The organism is Chryseobacterium lactis (assembly GCF_003815875.1).
Lineage (GTDB): Bacteria > Bacteroidota > Bacteroidia > Flavobacteriales > Weeksellaceae > Chryseobacterium > Chryseobacterium lactis.
The window spans coordinates 431,581-447,061 of the sequence record NZ_CP033924.1; the positions used below are offsets into that span (position 1 = coordinate 431,581).

The 15,481-nt window shown below is 33.5% G+C and carries 19 protein-coding genes; 18 read left to right on the forward strand and 1 reads right to left on the reverse strand.

Annotated features, from left to right (window positions below):
* Positions 1-13: 13 nt before the first annotated feature.
* The 8 genes from EG342_RS01835 (at position 14) to EG342_RS01860 (ending at position 6,989) form a co-directional block, all read left to right on the forward strand.
* Positions 14-736, forward strand: coding sequence for a DUF3108 domain-containing protein (locus tag EG342_RS01835; protein ID WP_103291976.1), 723 nt, complete (start codon positions 14-16; stop codon positions 734-736).
* Between the two features lie 160 nt (positions 737-896).
* Complete coding sequence (locus tag EG342_RS25585) at positions 897-1,031, forward strand: hypothetical protein (protein ID WP_260232368.1); 135 nt, start codon at positions 897-899, stop codon at positions 1,029-1,031.
* A gap of 265 nt (positions 1,032-1,296) precedes the next feature.
* Positions 1,297-1,431 (forward strand): hypothetical protein, encoded by a 135-nt coding sequence (locus tag EG342_RS25590; protein WP_260232367.1) that lies wholly within the window; start codon positions 1,297-1,299, stop codon positions 1,429-1,431.
* Positions 1,432-1,604: 173 nt separating this feature from the next.
* The gene (locus EG342_RS01840) at positions 1,605-1,883 is read left to right on the forward strand and encodes a co-chaperone GroES (protein ID WP_045500963.1); all 279 of its coding nucleotides are present in this window, start codon (positions 1,605-1,607) and stop codon (positions 1,881-1,883) included.
* 88 nt (positions 1,884-1,971) lie between these two features.
* Entirely contained in the window at positions 1,972-3,597 is a 1,626-nt protein-coding gene (gene groL / locus EG342_RS01845; protein ID WP_103291974.1) for a chaperonin GroEL, read from the forward strand.
* A gap of 183 nt (positions 3,598-3,780) precedes the next feature.
* Positions 3,781-4,350 (forward strand): hypothetical protein, encoded by a 570-nt coding sequence (locus tag EG342_RS01850; protein ID WP_103291973.1) that lies wholly within the window; start codon positions 3,781-3,783, stop codon positions 4,348-4,350.
* 318 nt (positions 4,351-4,668) lie between these two features.
* A complete protein-coding gene (locus tag EG342_RS01855; protein ID WP_103291972.1) occupies positions 4,669-6,261 on the forward strand; it encodes an RNA-directed DNA polymerase in 1,593 nt (530 codons plus the stop codon).
* Positions 6,258-6,989: a hypothetical protein gene (locus EG342_RS01860; RefSeq protein ID WP_103291971.1), complete on the forward strand. Its 732-nt coding sequence runs from the start codon at positions 6,258-6,260 to the stop codon at positions 6,987-6,989. The genes EG342_RS01855 and EG342_RS01860 overlap by 4 nt, the downstream gene beginning before the upstream one ends.
* Before the next feature lie 227 nt (positions 6,990-7,216).
* Here the strand turns inward: EG342_RS01860 and EG342_RS01865 are convergent, their stop codons facing one another.
* Positions 7,217-7,474, reverse strand: a complete 258-nt coding sequence (locus EG342_RS01865) for a helix-turn-helix transcriptional regulator (RefSeq protein WP_103291970.1) — start codon at positions 7,472-7,474, stop codon at positions 7,217-7,219.
* 142 nt (positions 7,475-7,616) lie between these two features.
* On the opposite strand from EG342_RS01865, the gene EG342_RS01870 reads away from it, so the two are divergent.
* The 10 genes from EG342_RS01870 to EG342_RS01915 all read left to right on the forward strand — a co-directional run bounded on the left by EG342_RS01870 (position 7,617) and on the right by EG342_RS01915 (position 15,481).
* Positions 7,617-8,015: a hypothetical protein gene (locus tag EG342_RS01870; RefSeq protein WP_123868012.1), complete on the forward strand. Its 399-nt coding sequence runs from the start codon at positions 7,617-7,619 to the stop codon at positions 8,013-8,015.
* Positions 8,016-8,138: 123 nt separating this feature from the next.
* Complete coding sequence (locus EG342_RS01875; RefSeq protein ID WP_103291969.1) at positions 8,139-8,663, forward strand: hypothetical protein; 525 nt, start codon at positions 8,139-8,141, stop codon at positions 8,661-8,663.
* Between the two features lie 83 nt (positions 8,664-8,746).
* Positions 8,747-9,718: a Kelch repeat-containing protein gene (locus EG342_RS01880; protein WP_123868013.1), complete on the forward strand. Its 972-nt coding sequence runs from the start codon at positions 8,747-8,749 to the stop codon at positions 9,716-9,718.
* Between the two features lie 100 nt (positions 9,719-9,818).
* Positions 9,819-10,385, forward strand: coding sequence for a hypothetical protein (locus EG342_RS01885; protein WP_103291967.1), 567 nt, complete (start codon positions 9,819-9,821; stop codon positions 10,383-10,385).
* A 69-nt stretch (positions 10,386-10,454) separates the two neighbouring features.
* Entirely contained in the window at positions 10,455-10,964 is a 510-nt protein-coding gene (locus EG342_RS01890) for a YegJ family protein (RefSeq protein WP_103291966.1), read from the forward strand.
* Between the two features lie 372 nt (positions 10,965-11,336).
* Complete coding sequence (locus tag EG342_RS01895; protein ID WP_103291965.1) at positions 11,337-12,509, forward strand: Kelch repeat-containing protein; 1,173 nt, start codon at positions 11,337-11,339, stop codon at positions 12,507-12,509.
* Between the two features lie 122 nt (positions 12,510-12,631).
* Positions 12,632-13,567 (forward strand): alpha/beta hydrolase family protein, encoded by a 936-nt coding sequence (locus tag EG342_RS01900; protein WP_103291964.1) that lies wholly within the window; start codon positions 12,632-12,634, stop codon positions 13,565-13,567.
* Positions 13,512-14,114, forward strand: coding sequence for a hypothetical protein (locus EG342_RS01905; protein ID WP_123868014.1), 603 nt, complete (start codon positions 13,512-13,514; stop codon positions 14,112-14,114). The genes EG342_RS01900 and EG342_RS01905 overlap by 56 nt, the downstream gene beginning before the upstream one ends.
* A gap of 157 nt (positions 14,115-14,271) precedes the next feature.
* Positions 14,272-14,814 carry an SMI1/KNR4 family protein gene (locus EG342_RS01910; RefSeq protein ID WP_103291962.1) on the forward strand — a complete coding sequence of 181 codons (543 nt, stop codon included), beginning with the start codon at positions 14,272-14,274 and terminating at the stop codon, positions 14,812-14,814.
* A gap of 7 nt (positions 14,815-14,821) precedes the next feature.
* Complete coding sequence (locus EG342_RS01915) at positions 14,822-15,481, forward strand: DUF2461 domain-containing protein (protein WP_103291961.1); 660 nt, start codon at positions 14,822-14,824, stop codon at positions 15,479-15,481.

Sequence of the window (15,481 nt, forward strand, 5' to 3'; positions counted from 1 at the left end):
TGTTAAAAAAGCTATGAAATCATTTATTGTACTTTTACTGATAAGCAGCACCTCTTTATTTTCACAAAAAATTATTACCCCCGAAAACGTCAATATTGATCAGAAGATGATAAAAGACGAAACCACCGAGTCGGTGTGGTATGCTGAAAATGCAGGACAGAAAATAGAAATAGGTAGCATTATCACAGAGCTTAAAAAATTGAATAAAACTGATCTGCTCATCAAAACAATGGTAAAGATGAAACAGATGCCGGATGCCAAATGGACTGATTCAACCATTGTGAAAACAGCTAATTTCCTACCTTCCTACCATTCATCTTATAATTCAATGAGAGATATGGTCCTGAAATCCGGGAAAAATAAAGTAACCGGATATTATCTTGATAAAAAGTCCGGAAAAAAAGATCTTATTGATACCGAAGCTGTGCATTATTTCGATAGCAGCAGCTATCCGATACTGATCAGGTTTTTACCTTTACAAGAAAACTATTCTTCTGAAATTTCTATTTTCGATTATAATCCAAAAGCCGAAAAAAACGGAGTCATCAAAGCTTACGTTACAAGTGTCAAAAAAGCAGAATACAAAGACAAACCGGTGTGGGCTGTACAAACGACCGATGATATATCCAACAAAACTTCTACAACGACATACTATATTGATCCTGAAACCAGAAAAGTTGTGAAACAGGAGATGGATATGAAAGGAAGAAAAATGTTTTTAGAGGTAATCAAATAAAAAATAACTCATCAAAGTATCAATACTACTTTTCTGTCTACAAACAACATAACCACCTGTTTTAAAAACAATTACCTTTGATTCAACTATAAAGCACCAATTGTCAAAATGCCTGATTGACATAAAATGTTCAGGATTAAAAAACTCAAAGGTATTATTTATGAAAAACGCTAAACTATTAAACAGAGATGCTCAGAAATCCATTAACGGAGGAGCTGCAAGACTTGTTTGTTGTGATTACGACGACCATATGAAATGTATCCGCTGGATCGGACCGGGACAATTTTGCCCGTAATATAATTATCCCATAACAATTAGAATAAAAGCCGGAAGTTTTCCGGCTTTCTCTTTTATATCTTATCAGTATACATTTAAATTAAAACAAAAATAAAATCCATTAAAATCTGACAACCAGTTAATTATTTTTATAAAAAATTATAAAATATATCACCAATTAAGGAAAAAGTTTTATATTTGAACTACTTCTTTTACACCAAATGTCAAGAATCTGATTGACTTTAAATGTTCAGGAATTTTGTACACACCAAAAATTATTAACTATGAAAAATGCTAAAGTTTTAAGCAGAGATGCTCAAAAGGCAATCAACGGTGGTGCTGTAGAGCGCTACTGTTGCGAAAGAGACTACAAAGGAAGATGTATCCTTTGGATAGGACCTGGAGAAAGTTGTCCATAGTAAAAATCAACTCATGAGTGAGATAAAAGCCGGAAAATTTCCGGCTTTCTGTTTTTTATTTTTCTGCCAAATTTTCACATTCACGAATAAAAGTCTGCCATTTCAGCCATCAGTGTCTCATGGCATACATTTAGAGAATTTCAACACAGAAATAATTAATAAATAAACATATTATGTCAGTAAACTTTAAACCATTAGCAGACAGAGTTTTGGTAGAACCAATCGCTGCAGAAACTAAAACAGCTTCAGGTATTATTATTCCGGACACGGCAAAAGAAAAGCCGCAAGAAGGTACTGTAGTGGCAGTAGGTCCTGGTAAAAAAGATGAGCCTACAACTGTTCAGGTAGGTGACAAAGTTCTTTATGGAAAATATTCAGGTTCTGAATTGAAGTTAGAAGGAAAAGATTACTTAATTGTAAAAGAAGCTGACTTACTAGGGATAATCGGATAAACTTCGAGACAAAAATTTCCAGATTTAAAAATTTCAAAATAATGCTTGGCGTCTATTATCTGACGTCTATTATCTAATATTTAACAACATGGCAAAAGAAATAAAATTCGATATTGAATCAAGAGACGCTTTAAAGAGAGGTGTAGATGCATTGGCTAATGCAGTAAAAGTAACTTTAGGTCCTAAAGGAAGAAATGTAGTAATCGAAAAATCTTTCGGTGCTCCACACGTAACTAAGGATGGTGTGTCTGTTGCAAAAGAAATCGAACTTGAAGACAGAGTAGAAAATATGGGAGCGCAAATGGTAAAAGAAGTTGCGTCCAAAACTAATGATATCGCAGGAGACGGTACTACTACCGCTACTGTTTTAGCACAGGCTATCGTAAGAGAAGGTCTTAAGAATGTAGCTGCTGGTGCTAACCCAATGGATCTTAAGAGAGGAATCGACAAAGCAGTAACTGCTGTTGTTGAAAACTTAAAAACTCAGTCTCAGACTGTTGGAGATTCTACAGAAATGGTAAAGCAAGTAGCTTCTGTTTCTGCTAACAACGACGAAACAATCGGTGCTTTAATCGCTGAAGCTTTCGGAAAAGTTGGAAAAGAAGGAGTAATCACTGTAGAGGAAGCTAAAGGTATCGATACAACAGTTGATGTTGTAGAAGGTATGCAGTTCGACAGAGGATACCAGTCACCTTACTTTGTGACTAACCCTGAAAAAATGTTAGCTGAACTTGAAAACCCATATATCCTTTTAGTAGAGAAGAAAATTTCTTCAATGAAAGAATTACTTCCAGTTCTTGAGCCAATTGCACAGGGTGGTAAGTCTCTATTAATCATCTCTGAAGAAGTTGAAGGTGAAGCTTTAGCTACTTTGGTAGTAAACAAATTAAGAGGTTCTCTTAAAATTGCAGCTGTAAAAGCTCCAGGATTCGGAGACAGAAGAAAAGCAATGTTAGAAGATATCGCTATCCTTACAGGTGGACAGGTAATTTCTGAAGAGCAAGGTTTCACTATGGAAAACATCTCTTTAGATATGCTTGGAACTGCTGAGAAAGTAACGATCGACAAAGACAACACAACTGTTGTAAACGGTGGTGGTGACGAAGCGAAAATCAAAGGAAGAGTAGCTCAAATCAAAGCTCAGATGGAAACTACAACTTCTGACTACGACAGAGAGAAACTTCAGGAAAGATTAGCTAAGTTAGCTGGTGGTGTTGCTGTATTGTACGTAGGTGCTGCTTCTGAAGTAGAAATGAAAGAGAAAAAAGACAGAGTTGATGATGCCCTTCACGCTACAAGAGCAGCAGTTGAAGAAGGTATCGTAGCTGGAGGTGGTGTTGCTTTAGTAAGAGCAATTTCAGCTTTAGAAAACCTTACTGGAATCAATTCTGACGAAACTACAGGGATCAAAATCGTGAAAAGAGCGATCGAAGAGCCATTAAGACAAATCGTTGCTAACGCAGGTGGTGAGGGTTCTGTAATCGTTGCTAAAGTAGCAGAAGGAACAGGAGACTTCGGATACAATGCTAAAACTGACGAGTATGTTCAAATGCTTGAAGCAGGAATCATTGACCCAACTAAAGTAACAAGAGTTGCCCTTGAAAACGCAGCTTCTGTATCTGGAATGCTTTTAACAACTGAATGTGTAATCACTGAAGTGAAGAGCGCAGAACCAGCTATGCCAATGGGTGGTGGAATGCCAGGAATGATGTAGTAGCAAGTCGCTAAGACAAATTTAATATATAAACCGTTCTGCTTTTGTAGAGCGGTTTTTTTGTTTTTTAGATTTATATTGAGTTTTTGTATATTGGGTTATCATAAGTAACTTTAATTATAAGTACAAAAGTCTAACTATGAAAAAAATATACGTAGTATCTCACAACAACATAATGCTATAATGAAATCCACAATTCTCTTTGTCTTTATTATACTAATATCTTACAGTTGTTCATTAGGTAGATTCAATAATGTTCCTGTTCAAAATGAAATTGATCTTTCTTTTAAAAAATTCTCTGAAATTAAGAAAGAAGAAATAAGTAAAAAATCAAAAGATATCACGCTTGGATATTTTTGGGAAATTGGACAAGATATTTATCCAACTTTTGAAAAGCATACATTTGAAATTCCTAAATCTTATCAAAGAAATGAAAATAACTTCATTCTTAAAGTAGATTATTTTTTTTCAAAAGATGACCAAACCCTTTTCAAGTTCTATGAATGGAATGAAAATGAAAAAGCTGAAATATCTACTAATCAGTTTGATGAAAAATTCCAAGAAATCAAAAAATATTTAAATGAAAATCTTGGACAACCATACCTGGAAATATATGAAGATTTGGAAAAATCTAAAGAAGAAACGGTAAGAGATGATATCAAATGGCAAAGTCAGAAATTGAATGCCTATCTATTTCGTTTTAGGGGAAAAAATGGGTTCGATCAAATAAGATTAGCAATTTATAAAGACTAAAGTAACAAGAGCTCCTCTTGAAAACGCAGCTTCAGTATCTGGAATGCTTTTAACAACTGAATGTGTAATCACTGAAGTCAAGAGCGCTGAACCAGCTATGCCAATTGGTGGTGGAATGCTAGGAATGATGTAATGGTCAGCGACCGAAGCAATTTAATATACTAACTATTCTATTTTATAGGGCGGTTTTTCGTTTGAATTATGGTTTACCATAATAGAATACCACAGAAATATTTTAACTTAGTAAAATAAACTGATTTAAAATTTAATATCAATAAACAATGCTGAAATAAATTTATAACCATGTAAAACTTTAAAATGAGAGAAAACTTTAGAAAAGCTTTAAAAAATATCATTGCTCATGGAGATACAGACGTATTTCCTTTTCCATTTGAAAGAAATTTATTTGAAGATAAAATTGAAGATACATTAAATATTTTAGAAAATATTCACAAAAATTTCTCCAGTCATTTAATAAGCTCCCCACCATTAACTATTGTTAAAGCTAGTCAAGTAGGTTACTATGGATTTAGACGCGCAACATTAATAGAACCCTTTTGGAACGCTTATTTTTTAGGTTTAGTAATTTCAATCGCACAAAAGATAGAAGACATTAGAATACCTATTTCAGAAAATAAAATATTTTCTTATCGTTATAAATGGGATAAAACAAAAAACACATTGTTCCAAAATACTACATGGATTGACTATAAGAAAAAGTGCATTGAATTATCTTTACAATATCCTTTTGTACTTCAAACAGATATATCAAACTTTTATCCTCGAATTAACCATCACAAACTAGAAAATGAATTAAAGAGATTAAATAGTTCAAATACTACTGAAAAAATTTCTACACTTTTAAGCCACTTTTCGGGTACTATTTCTTATGGTTTACCTGTTGGTGGACCCGCAGCTCGCATTTTAGCGGAATTATCTTTAAATCATGCTGATAAACATCTAAAATCTCAGAATATTGTATTTTGCAGATATGCAGATGACTATACTATTTTTTGCAGTTCAGAATCAGAAGGTTATAAAAATTTAATTTTTCTTTCAGAAAAATTAGCTAATGACCAATTAGAATTACAAAAAGGCAAAACAAAAATTCTTACATCACAGGAATTTCAAGATATACATAAATTCTTAGATCCACAAAATATTGAATCTATTGAAAGTGATGATGAACAAAAATTGTTAAATATCTCAATTAGATTTGATCCATACTCTCCTACAGCTATTGATGATTACGAAGATCTTAAAAAAGCAGTACAAGAGATTGATATAATTGGCATTCTTTCCAAAGAAGTTAATAAATCAACAATAGATCAAACTGTTACAAAACAAGCTATAAATGCTATAAAAGTTATGGATTCTCATCATCAAATATCTGCAATAAAAATTTTACTTGATAGTAGTAATCTCTTAACATTATCACCTGTATTTCCTTCTATACTCAGACTAATCCGAGGTATTTACGATGATTTAGATACTTACATTCAAGATTTTATTGACAAAGAATTATTTAATCTTTTTCAAATTGATAGCTACTTAACAAAAATTGAATTAAATGTTAATTATATTGTTCAAATTTTATCGTTAAGGCATTCTTATAGTAAAGAATCACTATTTATTAAACTATATGACACAACAACGAATCACTTATTACGTAGACAAATAATTATTGCAATGTCAAACTGGGATTGTCACTATTGGCTTATTGATGTAAAAAGTAATTTTTCTACTTTATCTATGTGGGAACGAAGAGCTTTCATGTTTTCTTCTTATGTGTTAGGAGATGAAGGCCAACATTGGCGAGATCACAATAAGAAGCGTTTTACTATAGAAGAAAATCTTATCAAAGAATGGTTTAGTAAAAAAAGTCAAGCAAAACAAAAAATATTAGTATGATTAGTGAAAGAGATTTAGCTGAAAAGTTTACTGATATTTGGAAACAACATTTTCCATTGTTAACTGCAAGCTATATGAAAGTATTTAATGAGTCTAAAATCATAACTATAAACAAAGGGGTTATGATTAATCCTTCTATAGAAATACGATATGATTTAGTATCACAGTTAGCATTTAATATTGTAGAAAAAGTTTCGTCAAGGAAAGTGAATTATAATGATATTTGGAAAGAAAAAAATCTAACGCCAGTTCTTGAACAAACCGCATATGAGATTTGGAGAAATGAAACCTTAACTTATAAAGAAATTAATTTTTCAGAAAATGAAAAAAATGATTGCCAAAATATATGTAACAATATTTTCGAATTTCAAGATAAAGTAACAATTACTTCTAATTCATTTAAACCAAAATTTCCAGGATATGGTATCATTTCAGATTTAGTTGGCGACTTAGAGATTGATGATACATTATATGAAATCAAGACAGTACAAAGAAGTTTTCGTTCCTCAGATATTAAACAACTTATTATTTATTTAGCATTATCCCATGTCCAATATAGCAATAAATGGAAATATGCAGGTTTATATAATCCAAGAAAAGGAACATATTGTAAATTTAACGTCGAAAAACTAATTTATGACATCTCTGCAGGTAAATCTACAAGCGAATCGTTTAAATCACTCCTAGATAGTTTTACTAGGGAAGTAAATATTGACAGTAGGTTTTGATATTACTTCTGAGTTGCTGTACGATTGTATCGTGTGGCTTTAGCTTTTAGATAATATTATTAATTCATATTATTAAAACCATACGAAAAGATTCGTGTGGGTGTGGGGTTCTATTTTTTCAACACACTGCTAGATCTTTATTCACTGCACAAGCTTGATATTAATATAGTAAAATAAAATACTTACTATAAACCAATCTCCGAAGTCTTCAGACTTCGGAGATTGGTTTATTTATCTAATTCAGAATAATACTCTTCAAAATCAAAAATAATATCAAATAATTCTTTTGGATGTATTCTTAGTCCAGTTGCAATTTCAATGAAAGTGCTGAGTTGACAATCAATCTTGTTATTAGCCACATCACTAATTCTTGCAGCTGTAACATTACATCTTTCAGAAATCTGAGAATAAGGAGTATCTCCTTTTATTTCTTTTATTTTTTCTGAGACCATTTTTTTTATTTCATCTGTCTTGAACTCGTTCATAATTGCACTCTTTAGCGCAAATTGTAATTATTAGCATAAATTACCATTACCGAATTCGGTAATATAAAGATATTTTTCTTATATTTGGAAAAGATTACTCATTAGAGTAATTTTGCGATACTTCAAAGAATAATAGAAGCTATTGCTTAGAATCTCGAACAGAAAACTGGTAATTTTTAGCATACGAGACGATAAGCAGGAAGCTCACGACCTAGGCGTGGGCTCTCTTATCTGTATGCATGGTATACCAGTACCTCTGTTCGGATATTGTAGAGTCTCATGCCGTTTTTATTTTCATGCTGTTCTGCTTTTCTACAATCATCTTTTTCTAAGCCTGCTTTACCACATCAAGTATCATGATACGGTACAATGGGGTGTACAATCCATTGCGGCTTTCGGGCTTTTAGAAAAACACAAATTCTATCATATTCATTCGGCTTGTATGGAAAGGAAGTTCAGGATTTCTCCTGTACGGCCAGTAAAATCGTACAATAAAAACAAAAAATTAAAACCATTAAGAAAAATGAAGACAATAAGATAAGTTAAGATCCATCAAAGATGGATGTAGCAGCCCGCTGAATACATAGCTTCAGCTATGATCTTAACTATTCTTAATTGCTTAAAAACTCTTAATGGTTTAAAAAATTATTAAAAATACACACTCATGAAAAAAATCAGAACAGACTTTCAATCCCGGCTTGGGAAAGGCCGGAAGAAGCATTACGGCTTACAGCTAATGGAAATATTTTTTCAGCTCAATGACCTGACAGCCTCCAAAGAACTGCTAAATAATATCATGCATTATGCGGTTAACAGAAATAGCTGGATAAAAGAAGAACCGCCCGTTATTTATCATTTTCACCAGGCAATGCGGTCCTTCATCCGGGCGGGCTATGTCATAGCAATGAAGGAAAAGAAATATACAGTCAATACTCAGTTGGAAGATGTTTCACCACTGGCTCTTGGCTTACTTTCGGAGAAAGAATATCAAAATCCTCTGCTGGTCTTTAAAAAAGCTTTCAAAGAATACAGCATCAAGGAATTTGATTATTTTATTTCCGGGATGGTCTATTTCTCAATGGGAATCTATGACAAGCTACCGGAAAGGAACTTGATAAGTCCGTACATTCATCTCATCAAAATGCTGGATGCAGCGTACCTTATTATTGAAAAGAGAAGGAATAAATAAATCTCTTCAACTTTTACCTATCTTTAAACCACGTTATTCAATTAAAAAAAATCAAATAGAACCAAACACTAAAACGCCTTCCCTTGAAAACAAAATTAGTATTCCTTTCTTTTTTGAGCACATTACTAGCCCAAGCCCAAACTCTTGATTTTAAAAACCTCGTCAATATGTCTGCAGGCAGAGGTGCTACAGCCAGTGTAATTGTGGACGATAATATCTATGTGAGCAATGGGTATCAGGATAAGGGAGGTAATGCCAATTATATTGAGAAATATAATATTACTGACAATAAATGGAGCATTCTCAATGCTACTCTACTTACCAAAAAGTTTGCTAATTCAGAGACTTACGATAATAAAATTTATATTTTTAACGGTTGGGGAAACAGCCATCTTGAAATTGTAGACCTTGCAACCAATACCATAACGAAAGGAGCTGTTAATCATTCTTATACAGGAAATGCAGGTTCTGCCATCCATAAAGGTAAAATATATGTGTTTGGCGGCACCGGACTAAACGGCGCTGCAACCACTAAATTTTCCAATAGATTTCAATATTATGATATTGCTTCCAATACATGGCATCCATTACCCGACATGCCCACAGCCAGAGAAACAAAGGGCAAAATTGTGAATGACAAGCTTTATGTCATTGGTGGTTTTAACGGTACTCCATCCCGTCTGATCAATGTTTACGACCTCAACACTAATCTCTGGATCAAGCAATATACAATGCCTGCTGGTATATCAGGCCATTCATTAGCAGTATCCGATAATAAAATTTTTATTGCGGGGGGTGTTAATAATCAAGCTTTTCTGGCCTATTTTGATACGACAACCAATAAGTTCCACCAGTTATCATCCAATATGATTCCCAGAAGGCATGCCACAGCAGAAGTATATAACAATAAACTATACATCATCGGTGGAAGTACAACGTCTGTCACCAGCTCAGCTATTAAAAGCATACAGGTGGCAGATATCAGCGAAAGTGTACTCACTGCGCAAAATCTCCCGACTTTGAACAAAAATTCCAAGGCATACTCCCAAAATTAGAAAGCTTCAGATCGCAAAAAATAATATAATGGTAATGTAGTTGTGCATAAATAATATTAAAACAATGGATAAATTTGAATATTAGTAACCATACAATATCATGCAAACAGATTTTTTCGGAATAGTAGAGGATAAAAAATTAATATTGGATTTTATATTTTCAGAAACTAATTATCTGCTTTTTGATCATTATTCTGAATTTGGAGAAGAATTAAAACAGTATTTTTCAACCAGCGAAATTCTGGAAAAATTTGATTTAAACAATGGTAAACAAAATGCAGTTACATTTGGCCTTTGGAATCCGCTAGACAAAACCAAAAATATCGTTCGAAAAGTGATGTTAGATCCTAAATATTGTAACGGTCACACATTTCGATACACAAGTGAAGGCTGGGGAATACAAAGATTATATTTTGGCGGAATCCAAAATGGTTTTCTCAATTCATCACAGTTTATGGGATTTAACGAAAAAGGAGCCATAACAAAAGATTCAATACATCCGGATCATGAACAAGAAGCTCATCAATTAGATTGGCAACTCATTCGCTCCGATCAAAGAAAGCTTAAAAATTATATTGAGAAAAAACTTGGAGCTGAAAAGCATCCCCGCGGTATCATTTTAAAGAATGCCAACCAACTCATCACCCAGTACGAATTAAAAATATGATAAAAAAAGCAACGAATAAGAAGAATGGATAGCTCTTTAGAAAATCAATTAATATTATTAGATTAAATTATGCATTTTAAATTTCCTATCTATCTATTTTCATGTCTTACCATACTAAGCTGTCAGAAAAAGGATCAAATTGTAAAAGTAGATAATGAGCCCGGTATTCACATTTTACAGGGAGAAGACAATGAAATGAATACTGCAATACAAAATGCACAAAACTCTTTTTACCAGTTTAAACAAGCAATAGAAAGTCACAATCCGGATTATTATAATTTTGCTTTGAAAGAAAGATTTACTACTCCTGATTCCGGAGGTGAGCATATCTGGATAAGCGAAGTGCAATATGCTGACCATAAATTCTACGGAATTGTAGATGGGGAGCCCATTTCAACAACAGCGGTAAAACTGGGAGATACTATTGAAATTAATCCTCAAGATATTACGGATTGGATGTATATTGATAAAAACATTGTAAAAGGAGCGTATACTACGAGAGTTTTAAGGAAAAGAATATCAAAGGAAGAGCGCGAACAAATGGACAAGGAAAGTGGGTTTATTTTTGAGAATGAGTAAAAAGATACAGCTGGATTGGAGCTATAATTCTGATGTGATAGACAAAATTAATGTTGATAAAGTTTAAAAAGATTTTAAAGACAATAATATTCATTGGCCAAACCAAAATTTCCCTCGCTGTACAAAGCCTCTCCATTTTGCAGCAACAGAAGATATAATATGATAACGAAGCTTATTCAATAGTAAATCCATTTTTTATATAACGGTTTTCCTCAAAATAACTTTATGTTAATCTAAAATAAACTAAAAAAAACTTTTAAACTTTTCTCTATCTTTGAAACACAATGCTTTATTAAAATTCGGCACAAAAAACAATCCCCCGAATCATTTATAGAACATGGATTAAAACCAAAAACGAATGCCTTAATACCAATGAAAACAAAATTATTTCTCCTTTCATTTTTCGGGTCTTTCTTAGCCCATGCACAAACACTTAATTTTCAAAAGCTCGCAGATATGTCTGCAGACCGAGGCGCCATAACAAGTGTCATCGTGAATGACAACATCTACGTAACCAACGGCTATACAGCGAATAAAGACACCAACTATATTGAGAAATATAATATTACCGATAACCGTTGGAGCGTTCTCAATTCTAAGTTGATTCCCAAAAGATTTGCCAATTCGGAAACTTATCAAAATAAAATTTACATTTTTAACGGCTGGGGAAATAACCGTCTTGAAATTTTAGATCTTACTACCAACACTTTGACAAAAGGAGCAGATAATCCTTTGGATACAGGAAATTCAGGTTCAGCAATACATGATGGTAAAATATATGTGTTTGGAGGCAACGGATTAAACGGAGGGGCAAAAAATGTATTTTCTAAGAAATTTCAGTATTATGATATTGCTTCCGATTCCTGGCATTCATTACCGGATATGCCCACAGCCAGGGAAACAAAAGGAAAAATTGTTAATGATAAACTTTATGTAATAGGTGGTTTTAACGGAAAGTCCTCTAATCTGATCAATGTCTACGATCTTACCGCCAACCGTTGGACCGATCAATATAAGATGCCTGTTGGCATATCCGGCCACGCATTAGCCGTATCCGGTGATAAGATTTTTATTGTTGGGGATTATGATAATCTGATTTTTCTGGCGTATTTTGATACCAGAACCAACGAATTACATCAACTATCATCCAATATGATTCCCCGAAGAAACTCCACCGCTGAAGTCTATAACAATAAATTATACATCACAGGCGGAAATACAACTTCTATCTCCAATTCCTCCATTAAAAGTACACAAGTGGCAGATATTAGTGATAGTGTACTCGCAGCCAATGTAAGCACTGACGATCATGAGGATAAAACCCGCGTCTATAGCAATGCTCATAGAGATGGTTTTTTTATCAGTAATAAAAATAACAGCAATCAGTTTGAATTCACTGTTTTTTCAATAGATGGGAAACTAATCAGCAAAGGTTTTGCCTACTATAACCGAAATATAGATTTAACAAAAGTACCAAGTGGAACTTACATTTTCAGTTTTAAAAATGAGAAAGGAGTTTTACAACAGATTAGAATTGTAAGATAATAACAGCAAGCCAGCTTATCACCCTACATAATTTAACCCCATTTTATCCAGATTTGAAAGTTATCCAGCTTCTGAATATGGACAAATTAAGCTTTAAATGGATTATAAAACCGTAATTTATTATGATTTACAAAAAAAATATTGACTCTTTATTAAAAGACATCAGAGCTAAAAATTTCTATTGCAAGTCCTTTATACTAGCCCTATTTTTACTATTGTTCACCACTATTCAAGTATTCGCTATCCCTCCTGACTTTACGACAAAAGATGTAAAGTTTGTAAGTAATGGAGATACTCTTGCAGGTACCATTATAAAACCTGAACATCCTGTTGCTGCCCTGGTCATTGTGCATGGATCCGGTCAGGAAAAAAGGATGATGAAATTCGCCACTCTTTTAGCCCAAAATGGCATCGCTGTTTTAACTTATGATAAACGAGGCGTTGGAGAATCCGGTGGTGTGTACGCCGGACCGGAAGTGGGTACCAATAACATTGATTCTGCAAACCTTAATCTCCTGTCTTTAGATGCAAGTGCAGCCGTCAATACTTTGAAGAAGGATTTAGCTGACAAGCAGATTAAAATTGGGTTAATAGGTGCCAGTCAGGCAGGATGGATCATTCCTTTGACTGCTAAGAAGAATAACAATGTCAATTTCATGGCCATATTCAGTGGAGCATTGGTTACCGCTCGGCAACAATTAAGATTTCAGTTTTATACTAACAATGATCGTGGCTTTTGGGATACCCACTCCGAAGAAGATGCCCGTCAACATACACTCAATGACCCGGACAAGTATCAATTTATAGACACTGATCCATTGCCTACTCTTTCCAAACTCTCAATACCCGGATTATGGATTTATGGTGGAAAAGATATTCAGGTTCCGGTACAGTTGTCAATAGAACACCTTAATACATTGAAATCGAAAAACAATCGATATGAATATCAATTGTTTCCTAACTTAGGTCATAATACAGCATTTGCAAAAGACCAGGAACCCGTTGAAAATGTCATCAAGTGGATTAAAACCCTTAAGTCTTCAACTAAAAAAAAGTGAAAAAATGAAATTAAACTTTAACCTTTTTTCAATCTTAATTCTTCTCTTGGTTTCAACATTTTCCTTTGCACAAAAGAAGACGCCTTTTCAAATAAATGGAGAATTATTTGAGGTTCCCGGAAAATGGGAATATAGAAACCAGCTTAAACAATCCGGGCAGTTTCACTTAACTAATAAAACTGAAAAAATAAGTTTGTCAATTTCAGTAAGAAAACCTGAAAAATTCGAATTTTACAAAGAAGGTTTAACAGAAAAAGAACTGCTGAATGCATTTTATAAATGGGAATATGATTATTGGGCATCTTCAAATGGAGTGAAAGCTGAAGTTTCCGAAGTAAAAAGAAACGAAGAAAAAAATTATATTATTTGGAAAATAATCATAAAAAATGCACCTCAAAATGATCATAAAGATCAAACTTCATATTTACTTTATGCTGTTCGAAATAATAACCTTATTTCCTTAAATTTAACAAATAACACAGATAAAAAGGAGGCATTAACTGAAACGGAATCAGTTGAACTTCTTGAACAAATCTATTTGAAATAAAAGCGCAAAGTCTCAAAACTACGGATATCGAGTGACGGCTAATCAATCTATCAGCTCTCTACAGCTACATCTCCTCTACTTCCCCGTTTTTTATCTCTAAAGTTTACCCTATATTTGTTTCTATAACCGAGTAACCAACGGTATTAAAACAAAAAACATGGCGACACAAGAAGAATTCTGGGCAAGAAAAAAGCAGTTAAACGATGACTTTTTCGTGATGGGTTCTGTGGCAAACCCGGCTACAGAAGAACAAATTGCAAAGTATGAAGAAAGCACGGGTTTTACTTTCAGTGAAGATATTAAAGACTTTCTGACCACCTTTGGTTCCTTGGTTTTTGAAGTTAAAGAAGAAATATGGAAAAGGCCTCAGGAATTTGACGTTCTTCCGAGTTGGAAATTTGGATATGGCTTTTTTGTGTATGGCCTTTCACAGGACGAAGAGATGCCTTCATGGATGGGATTTGAAGAAAAACATCAGGAAGCACTTGAATATAAAGAAAACCCTTTGGGCCAGCTATTTTTCAAACGAAGTGGAAACCTTTACAGAGCGTATACCGACAGCGGAATTATAAAAATTGAGTATGATAAATATGATGATGACCACGAAGTTTTTGACGGAAATTTGTACGATTTTTTAATTCAGGAAATTAATAATTTAGAACAAGATTATAAAGATTATATTAACGAAGGAAAATCGTAATCCGGATATGAAAAAAACATTTGAATTTCTTAAACAGCTGGAAAAAAACAATAACCGCGAATGGTTTGCCCAGCATAAAACAGAATTTGACTCGGTAACTAAAGAAAATAAAACATTTTTCACCCAGATTTACAATGAACTTCAGGAATACGACAATTTAAAAGGAATTCATATTTTCAGAATTTACAGAGATGTTCGTTTTTCCAAGGATCAAACGCCGTATAAAAATAATTTTGGCGTTGGATATTCCCGTTCAAAACCAATGTTAAGAGGTGGATATTATATTCAGCTGGAACCCGGCAACAGTTTTGTGGGCGGTGGATTTTGGGGACCTGAAGCCAGGGATTTGCTTCGTATCCGTAAAGAATTTGAAATCAGCACCACAGAAATTGAAAAGATTACTTCTGATGAGACCTTCGTAAAATATTTCGGGGAGCTTAAAGGTGATGCGGTGAAAACAGCTCCGAGAGGTTTTGATAAAAATCATCCGGCCATAGATTTAATCCGGAAAAAACAATTCGTCGTTATGCGAAAATTTACCGATAAGGAGGTTCTGGCAGATAATTTTCAAAAGGAAGTCCTTCTTACTTTACTGGCTATGCGTCCATTTTTTAATTATATGAGTGAAGTACTGACAACGGACATGAATGGAGAACCTTTATTTTAA